Genomic DNA, 19,800 nt, shown 5'->3' with positions numbered 1-19,800 from the left:
ATAATGAATAGGCAAAAAAGTAGACTACCCTAAAAAGTTAAAAAGTTAAAAAGTTAAAAAGTTAAAAAGTTAAGAAAAAAGGAATCTAATGAGGCTAGATAAGAAGCCTCTACAGGGCAGTAGTGCAACTTATAATATTAAAGAATTGAATGTCGGAGAATTTTGAGATGTATTAATACAGAAATGAATTAAAGACAATACATTTTTGTATTAAAATATTTGTGTGAAATCAAGATTCTATATTATAATAATACATATATGAATTATTTGTAGGGTCTCCTAAGAAGATATATAAATATGAGTAATAGGCTTAAGGTAAGAAGATTCAAGGCTTAAGCGGATATTTATAAATATATATTAATTGGTATCAAAATTGCTGATACATAATTGTATTATATGCTCGGTGTTATAAGATAAAATATTAGGATTTGAGGAGGAAATAAATGCCCAAAAGAACATTTGAAATTGAAAAGGATTTAAACAGTAAGATTACAAATTTAGAAGAAAAAGAAACTCTACAAGTTGATGAAGATACATTAAAGATAATTGAGAGTTACAAAGAAATAGTACTAAAGCAAAAAGAAGAGTTAGAGATTTTGAAAACGTATAAAGAGAGAGAGTTAGATGCCTTTTCTATAGGTGATGCTGTATCGGATGGTATATGTATAGTTGATAACAAAGGAATAGTCATAGCAGTTAATAAAGGCTACACAGAGATAACTGGAATAAGAGAAGAGGAATTAGTGGGTAAAAGTGTAGAAAGTGTAGTTATTGAAGGGTATTTTGATAATTCAATTTCTTTGCTTGTTATTGAACAAAAAAAGAAAATAACATCTCTAGCTACTGTAAATAACAATAACAAGGTACTTATAACTGGAAATCCAATATTCGATGAGAATGGAGAAGTTATTCAAGTATTAACTGTAATGAGAGATTTAACAGAGTTATTAAAGTTAAAAGATGAAATAGAGATGGCTGAAAAGAAAAATGAAAAGTATCTTAATGAATTAAATTACTATAGAAGCAAGTTTATTAAAAATAAAAGCTTTATAGGAGAAAGTGTAAAAATAAGAGAAATAAAAGAACTCATTAGTTATGTAGCAAAAACAGAAGCTACGATATTAATAACAGGTGAGACAGGCTGTGGAAAAGAGATAATAGCTAAAGAGATACATGAAAAGAGTGATAGAAAAGATAACCCATATATTAAAGTAAATTGTGCTGCTATTCCAGAAAGTTTAATTGAATCAGAACTGTTTGGGTACGAAAAAGGATCATTTACAGGAGCTTTAAATAAGGAAAAACTTGGTATGTTTGAAATTGCAAATGGTGGAACTTTGCTTTTAGATGAAATAGGGGAAATGCCTATGAGCTTACAATCAAAATTATTAAGAGTTCTTCAGGAAAAGGAATTAACTAGAGTAGGTGGAACAAAGAGCATAAAACTAGATGTAAGAGTTATTGCTTCCACTAACTGTAATTTAGAAGAACTAATAAGACAAGGGAAATTTAGAGAGGATTTGTTTTATAGACTAAATGTTTTACCTATAAAAATACCTCCATTAAGAGAAAGAAAAAGTGATATAAAACTTTTGATTAATGCATTTGTAGACAAGTTTAATACAAAATACAGTAAACAGAAAAAGATTGACTCTATGGCTATAGAAGGTTTAGAGTATTATGATTGGCCAGGTAATGTAAGAGAACTTCAAAACATAATAGAAAGACTTATTGTTATCGATGATAGCTCATATATAAACTATGATAATGTAGTAAACGTTCTAGGAAAAGATAAGATAAATTACAAAAAGAATAATGAAGATTTGACTTTAAAGGAAGCTGTAGAAACATTAGAAAGACAGATGATAGAGCAGGCGTTAAGAAATCATGGAAGTACGTATAAAGCTGCAAAAATATTAGGAGTAGCTCAACCAACTGTTTTTAGAAAGGCAAAAGCTTTGGGAATAAGATTAGGACAAGATTATATAGAGAATTAATATATTGATTAGATTCACTTTTTTGATGTTACTTATAGTAATAAATTTGTGTTATATATTGCAAGATATACTATATATAATTGGAATATCTAAAAAAGAAAAGGATAATTTAGTAGGATTTGAATATGGAAATGAAAGCATGAATGCAGAAGAGGTTATGGGATATCTTATATATCAATGGGAAAAGACTTAAGATATAAATATATTAAGTAAGATGAATTCTTACAAAAAAGAAGTAGTATTTTTGAGACTGCTTCTTTTTAATTTCTGGAAGAGTGATGAAAAAAAACATTACCATAATACAAAAATACATTAGTTAAAGATGGCTAAAATAAAGAGTTTTGATAATTGGTTAATAAGTATTAATTAAGAAAATTATTATATAAAGCAAATGTTACAATAACGTTTACAAAAATATATATGATAGAGTTGAAATATATCTGTAATAATAAAAAATATTAGTTACCAAATATAAGGTTTTTCAGTATTTTGATGGAATTAAAGCTGTTATTAAAGTTAAAAAAATATCAATGTGGCATATGTTTTGCATATTAGTATTATGTCCGTAATACTAATATGTTTTTGGAAAGAAAGGAGAATAATTCCGCTGTAAGAAAAAGACTACTAGATAGTAAGCTTAATATTATTAAAAAAAGGGGAGAATCATATGTCTACAAAAAGAAAAGCCTTATTAATTCAAGCTGCTTTTGGAGCAGTTATACTGACATTATTAATGCAGCCTATGGGAATGCTAGGGTTTCAAAATTATAGTTGGATGCTGTTTATCGTACTACTTCTATTCTTTGCATTAGGAGCAGACTTTAAGAAGATACCATCGATGATCATATGTTTTGGAGTAGGTATTCTTTGGGCAATGCTTAATGGTATCTTAATGGGAGCATTATCAGGTTTTCCAAGTTGGGTTTCTGGGATACTTCTTACTATGGTCATAATATTTAGTATATTAACAGTTCATGAAAATCTATTAAGAGATACGATTTTAGGATGTATACCAGCTTTATTTCTAGGCTTAGCTGAAACATTTTTTATGTTTTCTATACAACCAGCTAATGCAGCAGCAATAACACCATTACACTTATTCGGGTTCTTTATTTATGGAATTATAATGACAAGTATATTAGTTTTAGGTGGAGGATTTTTATGCACTATAATTTTAGGTAAAGACTGGCCTAAGTATGTATACGGAAATGAAAATGAAATTAGGGATAAGGCAGAAGATATTTAAAAATTATTGAGAATGGAATCTCTTGCACTAGGAACTCTTAGAGTATTGAAAAACGAAGAGCAATACAGAGAGTATGCAGAATAGTATAAGAATGAACATATAATTAAAGAAAAGGTATTACAAAGTGATTTTTTGATCATCTTTGTGATACCTTTTCTCTATGTCTCTAATACGTTAATACATTGAATTAATACATAACTGTATCGGAAAGAAAAGCAGAAATATATCTATTACATTAATAAAGTTAAATATTAATACCAATATGAATTGAAAACCTCCTATATACAAAATCAATTAAACTATAGAAAACCTAATAGAAATAAGAATTATCAATGCTTTTATAAAGAAGCAAATACCTAAAAAATAATTGGTACAATAATTGCTATAAAAGTAAATGTAAAAGTTAGAAGATGATTTTAAGGAGAAAATAAATGGAGAAAAATATTAAACTTATATCTAAGAATTTTGAAGATGAAGACATAGAATCATTAGAAGAATATGTAGATTCAGGAGGCTTTAATTCACTTAAGCTAATAAGAACTATGAGTAAAGACAACATAATTGAGGTTATAGATAAAGCTGGACTTAGAGAAAGAAATAGCTCTGCTAATAATATCGCTAAAAAGTTTAGGGAGTTAGTAAATGAAGAAAATACAGAAAAAGTAATTGCTTTCAGTATAGATGAAAAGAGTTTAAGAGATTTAACTCTATTAAAGAAGGACTCTTTTAGAGTACTAGAAGGAATGATTATAGCAGGGAATATTATAGGAGCTTCTGAAGGATGTATTTATCTTGGTAAAACTTATCCAGATATTAATAGTAAGATTGAAAAATATATAAATGAATTATTTAGAGAAGGGCTTTTAGGGGAGGAATTTAAGATAAAGGTATTATATGAAAAACTGGATGAGAAAACGCTACAAAGAAAAGAAAATCATAATATATGCGTGAATAATATAGAAACCCTAGCAGTACTTCCTACTATATTTTCATCAGATTTATACACTTATTTAGAAAATGGAACAAAAGAAAGCATAGGAACTAAGCTTATAAATATATTAGGAGATGTAAATGAACCAGGAGTATATGAAATACCTTTTGGAGTAACTTTAAGGGATATAGTATATGAGGTTGGTAAAGGAATTTTTGAAGATAAAAGATTCAAATTTATGATGTTATGCGAAGAGGAAGATTCCATAATTACTGAAAACCTATTAAATATAAAATATACCTATGAAGATTTAAGTAAATTTGGATTAAAAGTATGCTCAGAAATTGTAGTTATGTCTGATAATTAAAAGAATCAAGATTAAGTAAACGATACATTAATAAATTGAAGTGATACAAAAATGTATTAGAGACAAAACTGTTATTAAATCTATACTAACACTTAGTTTTTAAAGATTGATACAAAAGTGAATTAAATCTATAAGTAATTGAAAAAGGTTTTCAAATATAAATCAGAAGAAATTAAAAAAAACAACTTAACTATAAAAATACAAAAGCCCATAAAATAAGGGCTCATAGTGATTTAAGTTGTAAGAGGAAAAGAGTATAGAGATTTTTCAGAGGTTTGGCATACTAATTGCTATAAGTATAAGTGTTGAAAGATACATGATTAGAAGTAGGTGACTTATGAACAAGATAAAAAGTATTGATGAGGTAATGGAATACATCAAAGATGATATGACCATTATGGTAGGCGGATTCATGGGGGTAGGTACTCCTGAGTTTATTATTGATGCAATAGTAAAGAAAAATGTGAAAAACTTAACTATTATAGCTAATGATACTGGATTTCCAGACAGAGGAGTAGGTAAATTAGTTGTTAATAAGCAAGTTAAAAAGGTTATCGCATCTCATATAGGATTAAATCCAGAGGCAGGAAAGCAAATGAATAGTGGAGAACTTATTGTTGAGCTTGTACCTCAAGGAACATTAGTAGAACAAATTAGATGTGGTGGAGCTGGAATAGGTGGATTTTTAACTGAAACAGGTATAGGTACAATTGTAGAGGAAGGCAAACAGAAAATTAAGGCCCAAGATAAAGAATATCTTCTAGAACTCCCATTAAGAGCAGATTTAGCAATATTGGGAGGTTCAATTGTAGACAAGCAAGGTAATGTATTTTATAACGCTTCAACAAGAAACTTTAATCCACTAATGGCAACAGCAGCAGACAATGTAATAGTAGGTGCTGAAAGAATTGTGGAAGTTGGGGAACTTGATCCTAATCATGTTATGACCCCAGGGATATTTGTTGATTATATTGTTGGAGGTGAAGCGTAATGAATCCTAAAAATGCTAAAGAGTTTATTGCAAGAAGAATAGCAAAAGAACTTAAAGATGGAGATGTAGTTAATTTAGGAATAGGACTTCCAACAATGGTAGCAAATTATTTACCAGAAGATATAAATGTAACTTTCCAATCTGAAAATGGTTTTGTTGGGTTAGGAAGTGTGCCAGAAGAAGGTAAAGAAGATAAAGACATAGTAAATGCAGGAGCACAATATGTAACTATAAATAGTGGAGCAGCTTTTTTTGACAGTTCTACATCTTTTGGAATAATTCGTGGTGGACATGTAGACGTTACCGTTTTAGGTTCCTTAGAGGTAGATGAAAAAGGAAACTTAGCAAACTACATGATACCAGGAAAGATGGTTCCAGGTATGGGCGGAGCTATGGATTTAGTGAGTGGTGCAAAAAAAGTAATAATTGCCATGATGCATACTGCTAAAGGTGAAACCAAAATACTTAAAGAATGCAGACTTCCACTTACAGCTGTAGGTAAAGTAAATCTAATTGTTACTGAAATGGCTGTTATGGAAGTAACTCCAGAAGGGCTTTTTTTAAAGGAGATTGCTCCAGACTTAACAGTGGAAGAGGTAATAAATGCTACTGAAGCTAATTTAATAATAGCTGAAAATTTAAAGACTATAGATATTTAAGGGATATTGAGAGGAGGTGAAGAAATGAAACAAGTTAAATTTAACGAGGTTAAACCATATAAGGCTCCATTACATTTTGACTGCTCAACTTTAAAATTACATGGTACTGAAGAAACTGGAGCAAAAGAATTTTGGATGGGAGTAACACATTTTCTTCCAGGTGGTGGTGCAGAGTACGCTTATGAAGACTCTCCTACAGAAAAAATCTATGTTGTCTTAGATGGACAAGTAACAATAAAAACTAAGACTGAAGAATATGTACTAAATAAATATGATTCAATATTTATAGCTCCTAATGAAGGTAGATCAATTATCAATGAAACTAATATGCCTGCAACTATGTTAGTAGTAGTAAATTATTAAGGCATAATCGAGAAGGAGAATAGTAATGGATTCACAATTTGTAAATAAGTTATTTGATGTTACAGGTAAAGTTGCTGTTATAACTGGAGCTACTGGAGCATTAGGAAAAGCAGTTGCTTTTGGATATGGACTTGCAGGAATGAAGGTTTTTGTTACTGGACGTAGTGATGCAAAATGTAAAGCTTTATGTGATGAATTAGAAGCTCAAGGAATTGTCTGTGGATATTCAACAGGAGATCCAGCTATAGAAGCAGATGTAATTAAAGTGGTTGATGATGTTGTTAAAAGATTTGGAGAAATCAATGTATTAGTAACAGCAGCAGGATACAATAATCCGCAACCAATAGTAGAACAAGAGTTAAGTGAATGGAAAAAAATCATGGATTCCGATGTACAAGGAACATGGTTATTCTGTAAATATGTTGGACAACAAATGATAGAACAGGGAAAAGGCGGTAAGGTTATAATGGTATCTTCTGCACGTTCTAAGATGGGTATGTCTGGATATACAGGATACTGTACAGCAAAAGCAGGAATAGATCTTATGGCTCAATCCCTAGCTTGCGAGTGGACAGCTAAACATAAAATTAATGTTAATACAATAAACCCAACAGTATTCCGTTCAGATTTAACGGAGTGGATGTTTGATCCAGAAAGTGCTGTCTATAAAAACTTCTTAAGAAGACTTCCTGTAGGTCGTCTTGGAGAACCAGAAGATTTTGTAGGACCATGTATATTCCTAGCATCAAGTGCAAGTGACTTCATGACTGGAGCTAATGTAGCTGCAGAAGGTGGGTACTGGGCTAACTAATCTAACTTAATTAGGAATGTTTTAAGAATACTAGTTGATATAATCAGGTAAATAATTCGCAATTTTAGGAGGAAATGAAAATGACAAAAAAAGTATTTGTAGATTTAACACACCCATTCAGTGCTGATATTCCACGTTGGCCTTATTTTGTAAAACCAGTAATTGATTCTATGCACAGTTTAGCAAAAGGTGGAGTTCTTACACAAAGAATTGATTGCGTACAACACACTGGAACACACTGTGATGCACCACGTCATGTTATGGAAAAAGAATTTGATGGAAGAAGAGCTCGTTATACTCATGAAATGCCAGTTGATGCATATACAGGTGATGCAGTTTGTCTTGAAATAAATATTGAACCTTGGGGATTAATTGGGCCAGAACATCTTGAAGATGCATGTAGACGTGCAAATATCAAACCAGAAGAATTAGAAGGAATGGTTATCTGTTTAAATACAGGAATGCATCGTAAATTTGATGATTCAAAAGAGTACTATCATTACTCATGTGGTACAGGCGTTGAAGCAGGAAAATGGTTTGTAAAACATAAAGTTAAATGTGTAGCTATGGATATGCAAGCTCTTGATCATCCACTTCATACAGCTATGGGTAATAATGGAGCTACTAAATTAAACTTACTAGGTGCCTCAGGAAGACCAATAACAGAAGAATACAAAGAAAAATTTGGTGAAGAAGCATATGCTGAATTTGATAAAGATGAATACATTAGAATTCATGGAAAAGAAGCGTATGATGAAAAGTTCGGTGATTTAGAAGAAATCGGATGCTGGGGAACATGGGAACCTTGTCATAAACAAATGTTAGGACATGGTATTGTTGGTGTTGAAAACCTTGGTGGAAATTTAGATAAGGTATCTGGAAAACGCTTCAGATTCTTCTGCTTCCCAATCAGATGGTACATGGGAGACGGTTCTATGGTTCGTTGCGTCGCTGAAATAGATGAAGATCAAGTAAATGATGTTCCAGAAAGAACTTACACATACGGTGGATTTTAGCCCTAAATTAATAAGGTCTGAAAGCACACAAATATAAATAAGAATTAATTTTTGAGGATGCTCTTATAGAGTATCCTCAAAATTAAAATTAAGGAAAAGAGGAAATTAATTATGGGAAATTCAGAAGAGAAAGTTATATTGACAGTAGCAACTACAGGAGCTTGGCCTACAAAAAAAGAGACACCATATGTACCGCTACAACCTGAAGAAATAGCAGAGGAGATTTATCAATGCTATAAAGCAGGAGCTTCTGTTGCTCATATCCATGTTAGAGATGATGAAGATAAGGCATCTATGAGCTTTGAAAAATTCGAAAAGACAGTAAAGCTTGTAAGAGAAAAATGCGATATAGTAATAAACTTAACTACTTCAGGTGGAATAGGTCTTGATGATGATGTAAGAATGAAGCCTTTCATAGAATTAAAACCTGAAATAGCATCTTATGACTGTGGAAGTATGAACTGGCAGCATTCAACAGTGTTTGAAAATAGTCCACAATTCTTAGAAAAGTTAGGTATTGCTATGCAAGAAAATAATGTAAAACCTGAAATAGAAATATTCGATGCAGGAATGGTTTATAATGCATTACATTATTATAAAAAAGGAGTCTTAAAAGGACCGCTTCATTTCCAATTTGTATTAGGGGTACCTGGAGGAATGGCAGCAACTGTAGAAAACCTGGTATATCTTAAGAATCTGATTCCTGCGGATGCAACTTGGGGAGCTATAGGAATAGGCAAGCAACACCTTCCTATATTATATGCAACATTAGCATTAGGGGGAAACTTAAGAGTAGGAATGGAAGATAATATATTCTATAAAAAAGGACAGCTAGCTAAATCTAACGTAGAATTTGTTGAAAGAACAAAGAGAACTGTAATTGAAATGGGTAAAGAAATAGCAACTCCAGCTGAGGCAAGAAAAATATTAGGGCTTAAAAATTGCTAAATAGAATGTAGGAGGATTAATTTCGTGAACAATAAAATTAAAAACATTACAGTATTTGGACCGGGCATGATGGGAAGCGGAATAGCTCAAGTATTTGCTGGCTGTGAAGATTTAAAGGTAACTATATTTATTAGAGAAAAATTTGAACTTGAATGTATGTATAAGATAAGGACAAACCTTCAAGTGTTAAAAGAAAACGGTGTTTTTACTCAAGAAGAAGTTAACGCTACATTAGATAGAATAACTTTAACAGAGGACTTAAAGGAAGCAGTTAAGGATGCTGATTTTATTATAGAATGTATACCAGAAAAAATGGAACTAAAACAAGACCTATTTATGCGTTTAGAGCCATTATGCAAAGAAAGTGTAATATTTGCAACTAATACATCTGTAATGAGTATTACTGAAATATCGCAAAAAGTTAAAGATAAATCAAGGATTGTAGGAACTCATTTCTGGAATCCTCCATACCTAATACCTCTAGTTGAAGTAGTTAAATCTGATTATACTTCAGAAGAAGTTATGGATGACACTATGGAATTACTTAAGAAGGTAAATAAAAAACCAATAAGAGTAAACATGGATGTTCCAGGCTTTGTAGCGAATAGACTTCAACATGCACTTTGGAGAGAAGCTATATCTATTGTAGAAAGAGGAATAGCTGATGCTCAAACTGTTGACGAAGCAATTAAATATAGTTTTGGGCTAAGGCTTCCAAAGTTAGGACCTATGGAAAATGCTGATATGGTAGGGACAGATTTAACTTTATCTATTCATGATTATATATTGAAGCATTTAGAAAACTCTACTGAACCTTCTCCTATATTAAGAGAAAAGGTTGAAAAAGGAGAATTAGGCTTCAAGAGCGGAACAGGCTTTCAAAACTGGACTCCAGAACAAATAGAGAAGTCAAACGAAGAGCTTAGAACTTATTTAATTAAAACATTATACAAAAAATAATGCAAAAATGCATTTTGTTCGTGAAAATCTTAGGAATTAGTTCTTAGAAATCGAGGAATATAGGGCTTGGGTAACTTTAGAAAAGCTAAATTGATTTGTCATATAACTTGCTTTATCTTGTAAGAGAGATAAAAAAAAGTATACAACCTGATTATTGTATGAGTTTAAGAGGAATATAGATTTGGAACATGTAGAATGCAATTAACTGAACATTATCGGTTAATTAATTCAATGTCTGCTGAAATAAAAAAAATAAAGCATTAACTGAATACTTCCAAATGGATGTATTAAAGTGGCAAGGAGCTATACCAGATGACAATAAGATTGCAGTTCTTGAAGGATAGGAAGTAGATAATGTTGAGGGCGGTGATGCTAAGAACTCATCATGGGAACAATATGATGAGTTCTCATACTTGAAACCTAAGTTTGAAATATCTAGCTTATTCTAACAGATATAGCTGAAAGTGATAATTTCTCACAATATCGTGGATATATAACAATGAGATAAAAGAAAGAAAACATTTTTCTAATTTAGATATTGACCCCCAATATTTAAAATATATCATTCTATATAAAAAGGAGCTTAGCATTAACTTGCTGGGCTCTAGTTTTTTATAGTAAGAATTTTAAAAAATTAAAAGATTATACAGATAAAAAACAAATAAATCAGCGGTATGCAGGAGATTTGGAACAGTGAAGAGTTTTTATGCAAAAGCGCAGGAACAGCGGAGCATCGGAAAAGTGAAACATAAGAACAGCGGCAAAGTGGAAAAGTGAAACAGTGGAATGCTGGAGCAGTGGAATGAATATAGTATTAGTAAAGAAAAAACAGTTTCAAGTTCTAAAGAAATATGGACTTGAGACTGTTTTTTAATTAATTAAAAATTAAGTTCAATACTCTTCTGAATAATAGGTAATTTTATAATAAACGTTTATATTTTAAATAAGTGAAAATAGATAAAGTTAAATATATATGATAGAATCTAAATATATTTAAAATTCTTATTAAAAGAACCTAATGCAGAGAGGTGAACTATTAAATGAAAAGAATTGATTTAATTCTTAAGAAACTTATAGAATCAACAGAAACAAAACCTGATGGAGTTTCAGCGATAGAAGTTGCAGAGGAATTAAATCTACTTAGAGGAAATGTAAGTAATGATTTAAATAAATTAGTTGCTGAAGGAAAAGCGGTTAAGTTTAAAGGAAAGCCTACATTGTTTAAAGCGGTAAATGATACATCTATGATAAATATATTTTCAGAATTAAATCCAAGTTTATATACAGCTCTGGAACAGGCGAAAGCAGCAATATTATATCCACCTAATGGAATGAATATATTATTGCTTGGAGAGACTGGAGTTGGAAAATCAACCTTTGCAGGGTTGATATATAAATATGCTATTGAGATGGAAGTAAAACCTAAAGAGAGTCCTTTTATAATTTTTAACTGCGCAGATTATGCAAACAATCCACAGTTATTATTAGGACAAATATTTGGGGTAAAAAAAGGAGCATATACAGGAGCTGATTTTGATAAGGCTGGACTTTTAGAGCAGGCTGATGGTGGAATATTATTTCTAGACGAAGTACATAGACTTCCAGCTGAAGGGCAAGAAATGTTTTTTACATTTATGGACAGAGGAATGTATAGAAGATTAGGAGAGACTGTAAGCGAAAGAAGTGCACAGGTTCTTATAATAGCTGCGACTACAGAAGACCCCAACACAACTCTTCTTCAAACTTTTACAAGAAGAATTCCTATGGTAATAACAATACCAGCTTTGAGAAATAGAGGGATAGAAGAAAGATTTAATCTTATAAAGCAGTTTATGATTGAAGAGTCAGGGAGACTTGGAAAAAGCATAAAAGTATCTGTTAATTCAATAAAGTCATTTTTATTTTACGATTGTAAGAATAATGTAGGGCAGTTGAAATCAGATATACAACTAGCTTGTGCAAGGGCATATGCAGATTTCTTGTCAAAGAAAAAAGAAGAAATAAGTATAAGTAGCTTAGACTTACCAGGTTATATAGCAGAAGGATTATATAGGGAAGTTGAGCATAGACAGCTTTGGAATAAATTAAGTGATATTAATAAAAGATATTATATATTTGATAAAAACGAAGAGAAGATAATATTTGAAGAAACTGATTCAGATGAAAATATATATGAAATGTTAGAGAATAAAACTAGAGAACTTAAAGCTAGAGGAATAGAAGGCAGAGGCTTTGAGGAAGAAATACAGAGAAATGTAGAGGGTTACTTTAACAAATATATTGATAAGTTTAATTATAAAGTAGGTACTACAAATATAGAAAACATTATAGAGCCTCATATTATGAAGGTAATTGAAAACGTGATTAATTATTGTGAAGAAGAGTTAGATGTAAAGTTCAATGAGCAGATATACTATGGGTTAGCAGTTCACATTAATAATTCTATTGATAGAATAAGAAGAAATAAAAAGATTGAAAACTTAGAGTTAAATAGAATTCGTAAGCAATATAACAGAGAGTTTAATGTAGCTATAGACGTTTTAAAAATATTAGAGCAGTCCTTAGATATTAAGATTCCTGTAGATGAAGCTGGATTTATTACTATGTTTTTAACTTATCATAAAGAGAAAATAAGAAACTCTCATAGTAATGTAAATATAATAATCATATCCCATGGTGCTACAACAGCTACATCTTTAGCTGACGCTGTAAATGGACTTTTGGGAGTGAGCTATGCAAAGGGAATAAATGCTCCAATAGATGAGAAACCTCAAATGACCTTAGAAAAGGTTAAAGAGTATATAAGACAAAATAATATTAATACGGACATATTGTTTTTAGTTGATATGGGTTCACTTGCAAACTTTGGTAGAGAGATAGAGAAAAGCTTAAAAATAAAAACAAGAACTATTCCTCTAGTGAGTACGCTTCATTGTATGGAAGCTACTAGAAAAGCAATAATGGGCTACTCTTTAGATGAAATATACAGAGATACTTTAGAAGTTAATAATTTATATGATAACAATTCATTAGACTACATACCAGAAGTAGCTGAAGAAAAGAGATTATGTATAGTTACTATTTGCACAACTGGCGAAGGAAGTGCTAAAACCATGAAGAGTATCTTAGAGAGAAATCTTAAACTGGAAAACGAGTTACTAGATATAATTCCACTTAACTTTATAGGTAAAGAAAATATTTATGATAGACTTAAAAAACTATCAAATAAATATGAGATACTATGTATAGTTAGTCCTTTTGAATTAGATGCCGATTATATACAATTTAAGTTAAGTGATATTATTGAGGGAAGGGCCTCAGAAGATATACAAAATTTAATAGATAGAGAAAAAGTGTATATGAAGATGAAGGAAACCTTAGAGCATCAGTTAAAGAATATTGATGGCAGAACCATTGTTAATGACATAAAAAGGTTCTGTAGAAACGTAACTAAAGCTTTAGAGATACAGCTAACATCCAATGCTCTAATAGGAATAACCCTTCATATGGCTGTAATGGTTGATAGGTTAATTGATAATGGAAAAGTAGAAGAGTATATAGGTAAAGAAGAGTATATAAAGGAAAATCTAGAATTATATAGATTAATTAAAAGTGAATGTACTTTAATTAATACTAAATATACAATTACTATATCAGAAGATGAAATATGTTATCTCATGAATTTGTTTAGGATGAAAAGTAGAAAATAAAGCACATAATGGATGTGCTTTATTTTTTTAGCTTAAAATAAAGCACTTAAATATTAGTTTGAAAAAGTTTTAATATTAACTTAAATCTAGTAAAAATGCGATGTGAGAAAAGAAGTTGTTGAAAAAAAGAGTAAAATTAAACTTGGCACGGGGATTGCTATATATAGAAGTGTAAGATACATAAATAACTTGAATAGAAGGTGAAGCAATGGAAATACTGTCAAAAGAACAAATAGTTATGGAATTAATAGTTAATAGTGGGGATGCTAGAAGTAAGGCAATGGGAGCTATTAAAATAGCAAAAAAAGGTGATCTACAAGCTGCTAGAGAAAAGATTAAAGAGGCAAATGAAGCCTTAAATAAGGCACATAACATCCAAACTAGTTTAATACAAGGAGAAGCAGCAGGAGAGGAATTTCAGATAAATTTGCTTATGATACATGCGCAAGATCATTTAATGAATGCAATTACTATACGTGATTTAGCTCAAGAAGTACTTGATATTTATGAAGAAGTTAGAAAATAGTAAATCTAATAGTTAATAATAATTAAAAGCAAGCTTGTTTTAATAATTAATAAAAAAATATAAAAATGAATTTTAGGAGGAAGAACAATGAGATATATTACCCTAATTTGTGCAGCAGGAATGTCAACAAGTATATTAATGAATAAGATGCAAGAAAGTGCAAAAGCACAAGGACTTGATATAAAAGTAATAGCTATGTCAGAATCTAAATTTGAAGAATACGATGAACCTACAGAAGTCTTACTTTTAGGACCACAAATAGCTTACTTAGAGGATGAAATAAGAGAACAATATGAACCAAAAGGAATCAAGGTTGCAGTAATAGACATGATGGATTACGGAACATTAAATGGTCAAAAAGTGTTAAAGGATGCACTTGCATTACTTGATTAATACAAATGAAAAGGTTATTAATGATAATATTTTAAAGGGGGATTTATAAATGGCTAACTTTGATGCAAAGGCGATATCAAAAAAGATAGCACCAGTATTAAACAAAGTTCAAAAAAGTAAATTAGCAAATGGAATAACTGGAGGAATGATGATAGCATTACCTGTTACATTATTCGGTTCATTTGCTTCATTATTTCAAAACTTACCAATACCAGCGTGGAAAGCTTTTCTTGCTAGTTCAGGAATTGCAGGACTTCTAAACACAGGTATATTATTTACAACAAATTTTTTAGCTGTAGTATTTGTACTTACTATAGCAGGTAGTTATGCAAAACAATACAAAGAAGATAGTATTATAGCATCGTTATTATCAGCAGTATGTTTCTTTATAATTACACCTACTGCAGTAAATAAAGTTAATGAAGTTAATGTAACTTCTATACCAGTAGAATGGTTAGGAGCAAAAGGAATTTTCTCTGCAATTATTATAAGTATAGTAGCTACTAGATTATATGTATACATTAAACAAGCAGGTTGGACAATTAAAATGCCATCAAGTGTGCCACCAGTAGTATCAAGCAGTTTTAGCAGCTTAATACCAGGACTTTTAGTTATTGCTTTATTCTTAGCTGTTGCAGGCGGTTTTGCAGCAACACCTTTTAAAACTATGCATGGATTCATTTATTCATTTGTTCAAACTCCATTACAAGGTGTAGGTGGAAATATCATATCTATAATAATTTTATGGACATTCTCACAAATATTATGGTGGTTTGGAATTCATGGAACATTAGTTATTTACTCAGTTGTTCTTCCAATATTTACAGCGATGGATGCAGCTCAATTAGCAGCTTATGCAGCAGGAGAACCACTTCCTTATATAACTGGACGTGCTTTTATAAGTACTTATACTATGTCTGCAAGTGCAATAGGTTTTGCTCTACTTATGTTATTCTTTGCTAAGAGTAAACAATATAAGACATTAGGAAAATTATCTGCTGTACCATCTCTTTTCGGAATAAGTGAACCATTAGTTTTCGGTACCCCAATGGTTTTCAATGTTAGATTTGCAGTACCATTCTTATTCATGAATGCTATAAGTTTAACTATAGCTTATAGTTTAACAGCTATAGGTTTAGTTCCAAGAGTAGCAGGTATGACACCAATGAGCGGAATGCCTATAATATTTACAGGATTAATGGAAGGTAGCTGGAAAATAGCTGTACTTCAAGTAGTACTTGTACTTTTACAAATGGTTGTTTGGTATCCATTCTTTAAAAAGGCAGACAAAGAAGCTCATGAGATAGAAATGAAAGCAGAAGCTTAATATATTAAAAATATGCCACCACTTGCATGAGTGGTGGCTTGAATATCTTTAGAAGGAAAAGGAGAGAAGCACGTTGAAAACAATAAATATAAATGATAACTGGTTATTTATTAAAGATAAAAATGTAAGTGAGACTGTTACATTACCACATTGTTTTAATGGAATAGATGGACAAAGTGGTAATGGGATGTTTAAGGGAGAATGTTGTTATCAAAAAAGCTTAAACATAAATGAGGAAGAGTTAGAGAAGTTTATTTTTTTAGAAATAGGTGCAGCATCACTTGTATCTAAGGTATATGTAAATGGTGAACTTGCTGGAGAGAGCAGTTGTGGATTTTCTATGTATAGAGTGTTTTTAACTCCTTTCTTAAAAGCTGGGGAAAACACTATTTCAATTAAAGTAGATAATAGCCGTAATGATGCAGTATATCCACTAATGGCTGACTTTTCATTTTATGGTGGACTATATCGTGATGTAAATTTAATAATTGGGGAAAGTCTTCACTTTGATCTAATGGATAATAGTAGAGATGGTATATATTTAACTCAAAAGGGTATAGCTGAAGACACCTTTGAATTAAAGATAAACGGAAATATAATAAATGAATTATCTGAAACAAAAGAAGTAAAGGTGGATTTTAAGTTAATAAATAAAGAAAATCAAATAGTATGTAGTAAGATAATTGACGTTAATGTTTCTAAAGAAGAGAACTTTGAATTATTAGAAACAATAAATGATGTTATTGTTTGGCAAGGAATAGAAAATCCATACCTTTATAAATCACAAATTGAGTTAGTTTATGATGGTCAAACATATGATAAGAGAGTTATAGAGATTGGTTTTAGAACAGTAGAAATAACTCCAGATAGAGGAGTATTCTTAAATGGTAAGTCTATTAAACTTAATGGTGTTAGTAGACATCAGGATTTTGATGGAATAGGTAATGCTTTAACTAAAGAACATATGGAATTAGACATGTCAATAATTAAGGAAGTAGGAGCAAACAGCGTAAGACTTTCTCATTATCAACATGATGATTATTTCTACACTCTTTGTGATCGAGAAGGAATATTGGCATGGGCAGAGATACCATTTATAAGTGTTCCAACAACAGCAGATAAAGAAAACAAAAATGCTAAGGACCAGTTAGAAAGATTAATTAAGCAAGCATATAATCATAGTTCTATATATTGTTGGGGAGTTCAAAACGAAATTACAATAGCTATAGAAAATGAACAAATATATGAAATGGTTAAAGAACTTGCTACTATAGCTAGAGAGTTAGATTCAAGCAGATTTATTGCACAAGCTAATATCCATTCTGTAGCAAATGAAAGTCCATTAAATGATATAACAAATTTTGTTGGATATAATCTATATTATGGCTGGTATTATAAAGAGATGAAAGATCTAGCAATCAGATTAGATGAATTCCATAATGTAAGACCTAATATACCTGTTATGGTTACAGAGTATGGGGTAGATACTAACCCTGATCTTCATTCATACAGCCCAACAGTAAAAGACTATACTGAAGAATATCAATTGTTATTCCAAAATAACGCTCTAAAAACTTTTAATGAAAGAGAGTTTATTTTAGGTGGTTATGTATGGGCTATGTTCGATTTCGGTAGTGAAATTAGAAATGAAGGTGGCAAAAAAGGAAGAAATCAAAAAGGATTAGTAACTATAGATAGAAAGATTAAAAAGGACGCCTTCTATTTATGTAAGGCTTACTGGTCAAAAGAGCTGTTTGTAAAACTAGCAGGAAGCAGATTTGTAAATAGACATGAAGAATTAAATGATATAGTAGTATTATCAAATGTAGAGAATATCAAGCTTTATATAAATGAGAAATTTATAGCTGAACTAAATGACAAAGAGCCAATGAAGAAATTCTCTAATATTAAATTAGAATTAGGAAAGAATGTAGTAAAAGTAGAAGCTATAGATAGTGAAAATAATACTTATACTGATGAAATAATATTAAACAGAACTGAAGAAGCAGATGAAAGTTATGTCCTTAAAAAGCCAGAAACAACAACCCATGTAACTAACTGGTTCCAAAAATTTGACTTAACGGATGTTCAAGAAGTGACACTTAAAGAAGGATATTATTCAACTTTTGATACACTTGATGAATTATATAAAAACGAAGAAGCAAAAGCTGTATTTAAGAAATACTTTGGAGATATTGCAGAAAGCGATCAAATGAGTGCAATGAGAGGATTAATGACTATAGACAGTATGTCTAAGAGATCAAGATTCAATATACCAAAGGAATTACTAAGCGTTATAAATAAGGAACTAAATGTTATACCTAAAAATTAAGATAAGCTTCAGAGAATTGAACTTACTCTTGTAGTAAAGGTAAGAAATATAATAAGATATATAGGATAGGTAGTTAACTTTACTGCTGAATCCTATATCTTTTTTAGTAATTATTAAACATAATTTGTAATTTTATGTGATTTGAAATTTGAAAATAAAAATTAAAAGGTTTATTTTTTATAAAAATTTGATATAATATAAATAAGAGAAGCTTAGTGCGCTAACACTAAGCTAATCCTTAGAACATTTATTTTGTTTTAGGGCTATTGGATTTAACAGAATATAGTAACAAAAAGGATGCTAATCTTGTGAGGATGGAGCATCTTTTTGTTTGCTCTTAATTTCAATATCAAGACCAATAAATTTTATTGAAATCTTTAGATAATGAACAAAAAGGTTATGTTTCAAAATCAATCGTATAACATAAACAGTAACAACACTCTTTATAATTAATTCAAGCATATCCAATACCACCCCCTAACTATTGATGAATAGCACCAATAGTCCTAGGGAGAGAAAATGTCCAAAACCCCCGTAGCCATCCTACTACGGAATTTAGAATATTACTTTAGAATTATACCATAAATGGGTAATTATATACATAAGAATAAAATGGAAAAAGTATATATGAAGTATGTAATCAAGATATAGGAACTAAATCCTGTATCTCTTCTATTTACAAATAACTATAGTTTTATTAAAATATGGTACAATTAAATATATATTCACTAAAAATTTTAGAGGGAGGTAATTTAAGATGTATAGAATGATTAGATTGAGAAATAGTCTAAGACAAGCTTTATCCCATGCAGAGTAAGGTATAGTAATGCTATTTCTGTATGGGAGTAATAGATTTACTATCTGCTAAGCTCTGCACTTTGTTTATAGATAAGTAAACAAGGAGTGGATAGTATGAAATATATAAATGCATCGGAAGTACTGCCAAAACATTTGTTGATGGAAATTCAAAGACATGTAAATGGCAAGATTCTATATATACCAAGTTGTGAAGAACATTCAGCTTGGGGTGAAAAGAATGGCTCAAAAAGCTATTTTGAAAATAGAAATAAAGAGATTAGAAATCTATATAAGTTAGGGTGTAATATAGAGGAACTATCTAAGAAATATGGATTGGCTTATGATACGATACGTAAAATAGTTTATAAAAAACTTGATTAGTTTATCTATATTTTTGGGGCAAGAATGACTATATATAAAGTTGG

Annotated in this window: 18 protein-coding genes; 17 read left to right on the top strand and 1 reads right to left on the bottom strand. The window is 30.5% G+C overall.

Translation table 11 applies throughout. The features are described from left to right. The first annotated feature begins 443 nt into the window (after positions 1-443). The 16 genes from L1S49_RS05625 to L1S49_RS05545 all read left to right on the top strand — a co-directional run bounded on the left by L1S49_RS05625 (position 444) and on the right by L1S49_RS05545 (position 18,577). The gene (locus tag L1S49_RS05625; RefSeq protein WP_238902978.1) at positions 444-1,997 is read left to right on the top strand and encodes a sigma 54-interacting transcriptional regulator; all 1,554 of its coding nucleotides are present in this window, start codon (positions 444-446) and stop codon (positions 1,995-1,997) included. Between the two features lie 25 nt (positions 1,998-2,022). Next, positions 2,023-2,190, top strand: a complete 168-nt coding sequence (locus L1S49_RS05620; RefSeq protein ID WP_238902976.1) for a hypothetical protein — start codon at positions 2,023-2,025, stop codon at positions 2,188-2,190. A gap of 474 nt (positions 2,191-2,664) precedes the next feature. Next, a complete protein-coding gene (locus L1S49_RS05615; RefSeq protein ID WP_238902974.1) occupies positions 2,665-3,243 on the top strand; it encodes a DUF1097 domain-containing protein in 579 nt (192 codons plus the stop codon). Positions 3,244-3,674: 431 nt separating this feature from the next. Continuing rightward, positions 3,675-4,541, top strand: coding sequence for a hypothetical protein (locus L1S49_RS05610; protein ID WP_238902972.1), 867 nt, complete (start codon positions 3,675-3,677; stop codon positions 4,539-4,541). 337 nt (positions 4,542-4,878) lie between these two features. Beyond that, a complete protein-coding gene (gene atoD / locus L1S49_RS05605; RefSeq protein WP_238902971.1) occupies positions 4,879-5,532 on the top strand; it encodes an acetate CoA-transferase subunit alpha in 654 nt (217 codons plus the stop codon). Then, entirely contained in the window at positions 5,532-6,191 is a 660-nt protein-coding gene (locus L1S49_RS05600; protein ID WP_073022398.1) for a 3-oxoacid CoA-transferase subunit B, read from the top strand. Before atoD ends, L1S49_RS05600 begins: the two co-directional genes overlap by 1 nt. Before the next feature lie 24 nt (positions 6,192-6,215). Further along, positions 6,216-6,554: a cupin domain-containing protein gene (locus L1S49_RS05595; protein WP_073022397.1), complete on the top strand. Its 339-nt coding sequence runs from the start codon at positions 6,216-6,218 to the stop codon at positions 6,552-6,554. Positions 6,555-6,579: 25 nt separating this feature from the next. Continuing rightward, on the top strand, positions 6,580-7,365 hold the full coding sequence (locus L1S49_RS05590) for an SDR family oxidoreductase (RefSeq protein WP_073022396.1): 786 nt from the start codon (positions 6,580-6,582) through the stop codon (positions 7,363-7,365). 80 nt (positions 7,366-7,445) lie between these two features. Further along, entirely contained in the window at positions 7,446-8,381 is a 936-nt protein-coding gene (locus L1S49_RS05585) for a cyclase family protein (protein ID WP_073022395.1), read from the top strand. 111 nt (positions 8,382-8,492) lie between these two features. After that, positions 8,493-9,329 (top strand): 3-keto-5-aminohexanoate cleavage protein, encoded by an 837-nt coding sequence (locus tag L1S49_RS05580; protein WP_238902969.1) that lies wholly within the window; start codon positions 8,493-8,495, stop codon positions 9,327-9,329. Positions 9,330-9,353: 24 nt separating this feature from the next. Next, on the top strand, positions 9,354-10,289 hold the full coding sequence (locus tag L1S49_RS05575; protein ID WP_238902967.1) for a 3-hydroxyacyl-CoA dehydrogenase NAD-binding domain-containing protein: 936 nt from the start codon (positions 9,354-9,356) through the stop codon (positions 10,287-10,289). A gap of 1,040 nt (positions 10,290-11,329) precedes the next feature. Beyond that, the gene (locus tag L1S49_RS05565; protein WP_238902966.1) at positions 11,330-13,999 is read left to right on the top strand and encodes a sigma-54-dependent transcriptional regulator; all 2,670 of its coding nucleotides are present in this window, start codon (positions 11,330-11,332) and stop codon (positions 13,997-13,999) included. A 208-nt stretch (positions 14,000-14,207) separates the two neighbouring features. Next, positions 14,208-14,525: a PTS lactose/cellobiose transporter subunit IIA gene (locus L1S49_RS05560; RefSeq protein WP_275299532.1), complete on the top strand. Its 318-nt coding sequence runs from the start codon at positions 14,208-14,210 to the stop codon at positions 14,523-14,525. 87 nt (positions 14,526-14,612) lie between these two features. Then, on the top strand, positions 14,613-14,918 hold the full coding sequence (locus tag L1S49_RS05555; protein WP_238902965.1) for a PTS sugar transporter subunit IIB: 306 nt from the start codon (positions 14,613-14,615) through the stop codon (positions 14,916-14,918). 49 nt (positions 14,919-14,967) lie between these two features. After that, positions 14,968-16,245: a PTS transporter subunit EIIC gene (locus L1S49_RS05550; RefSeq protein ID WP_238902963.1), complete on the top strand. Its 1,278-nt coding sequence runs from the start codon at positions 14,968-14,970 to the stop codon at positions 16,243-16,245. A gap of 73 nt (positions 16,246-16,318) precedes the next feature. Further along, entirely contained in the window at positions 16,319-18,577 is a 2,259-nt protein-coding gene (locus tag L1S49_RS05545) for a glycoside hydrolase family 2 TIM barrel-domain containing protein (RefSeq protein WP_238902962.1), read from the top strand. Positions 18,578-18,877: 300 nt separating this feature from the next. Here the strand turns inward: L1S49_RS05545 and L1S49_RS05540 are convergent, their stop codons facing one another. Then, complete coding sequence (locus L1S49_RS05540) at positions 18,878-19,039, bottom strand: hypothetical protein (RefSeq protein ID WP_238902961.1); 162 nt, start codon at positions 19,037-19,039, stop codon at positions 18,878-18,880. A 450-nt stretch (positions 19,040-19,489) separates the two neighbouring features. Here L1S49_RS05540 and L1S49_RS05535 point away from each other — a divergent pair, with 450 nt between their 5' ends. Further along, positions 19,490-19,756, top strand: a complete 267-nt coding sequence (locus L1S49_RS05535) for a CD3324 family protein (protein ID WP_238902960.1) — start codon at positions 19,490-19,492, stop codon at positions 19,754-19,756. The last annotated feature ends 44 nt before the right edge of the window (positions 19,757-19,800 follow it).

Origin of the sequence: Clostridium sp. YIM B02506 (assembly GCF_022324845.1) — a bacterium.
GTDB lineage: Bacteria > Bacillota > Clostridia > Clostridiales > Clostridiaceae > Clostridium_T > Clostridium_T intestinale.
The sequence above is the reverse complement of the archived record's forward strand: the minus strand, read 5'-3'. Positions and strand labels throughout refer to the sequence as shown.

Coding starts and splice junctions, on each gene's coding strand:
- L1S49_RS05625 (WP_238902978.1), top strand. CDS start 444: ATGCCCAAAAGAACATTTGAAATTGAAAAGGATTTAAACAGTAAGATT.
- L1S49_RS05620 (WP_238902976.1), top strand. CDS start 2,023: ATGTTACTTATAGTAATAAATTTGTGTTATATATTGCAAGATATACTA.
- L1S49_RS05615 (WP_238902974.1), top strand. CDS start 2,665: ATGTCTACAAAAAGAAAAGCCTTATTAATTCAAGCTGCTTTTGGAGCA.
- L1S49_RS05610 (WP_238902972.1), top strand. CDS start 3,675: ATGGAGAAAAATATTAAACTTATATCTAAGAATTTTGAAGATGAAGAC.
- atoD (WP_238902971.1), top strand. CDS start 4,879: ATGAACAAGATAAAAAGTATTGATGAGGTAATGGAATACATCAAAGAT.
- L1S49_RS05600 (WP_073022398.1), top strand. CDS start 5,532: ATGAATCCTAAAAATGCTAAAGAGTTTATTGCAAGAAGAATAGCAAAA.
- L1S49_RS05595 (WP_073022397.1), top strand. CDS start 6,216: ATGAAACAAGTTAAATTTAACGAGGTTAAACCATATAAGGCTCCATTA.
- L1S49_RS05590 (WP_073022396.1), top strand. CDS start 6,580: ATGGATTCACAATTTGTAAATAAGTTATTTGATGTTACAGGTAAAGTT.
- L1S49_RS05585 (WP_073022395.1), top strand. CDS start 7,446: ATGACAAAAAAAGTATTTGTAGATTTAACACACCCATTCAGTGCTGAT.
- L1S49_RS05580 (WP_238902969.1), top strand. CDS start 8,493: ATGGGAAATTCAGAAGAGAAAGTTATATTGACAGTAGCAACTACAGGA.
- L1S49_RS05565 (WP_238902966.1), top strand. CDS start 11,330: ATGAAAAGAATTGATTTAATTCTTAAGAAACTTATAGAATCAACAGAA.
- L1S49_RS05560 (WP_275299532.1), top strand. CDS start 14,208: ATGGAAATACTGTCAAAAGAACAAATAGTTATGGAATTAATAGTTAAT.
- L1S49_RS05555 (WP_238902965.1), top strand. CDS start 14,613: ATGAGATATATTACCCTAATTTGTGCAGCAGGAATGTCAACAAGTATA.
- L1S49_RS05550 (WP_238902963.1), top strand. CDS start 14,968: ATGGCTAACTTTGATGCAAAGGCGATATCAAAAAAGATAGCACCAGTA.
- L1S49_RS05540 (WP_238902961.1), bottom strand. CDS start 19,039: ATGCTTGAATTAATTATAAAGAGTGTTGTTACTGTTTATGTTATACGA.
- L1S49_RS05535 (WP_238902960.1), top strand. CDS start 19,490: ATGAAATATATAAATGCATCGGAAGTACTGCCAAAACATTTGTTGATG.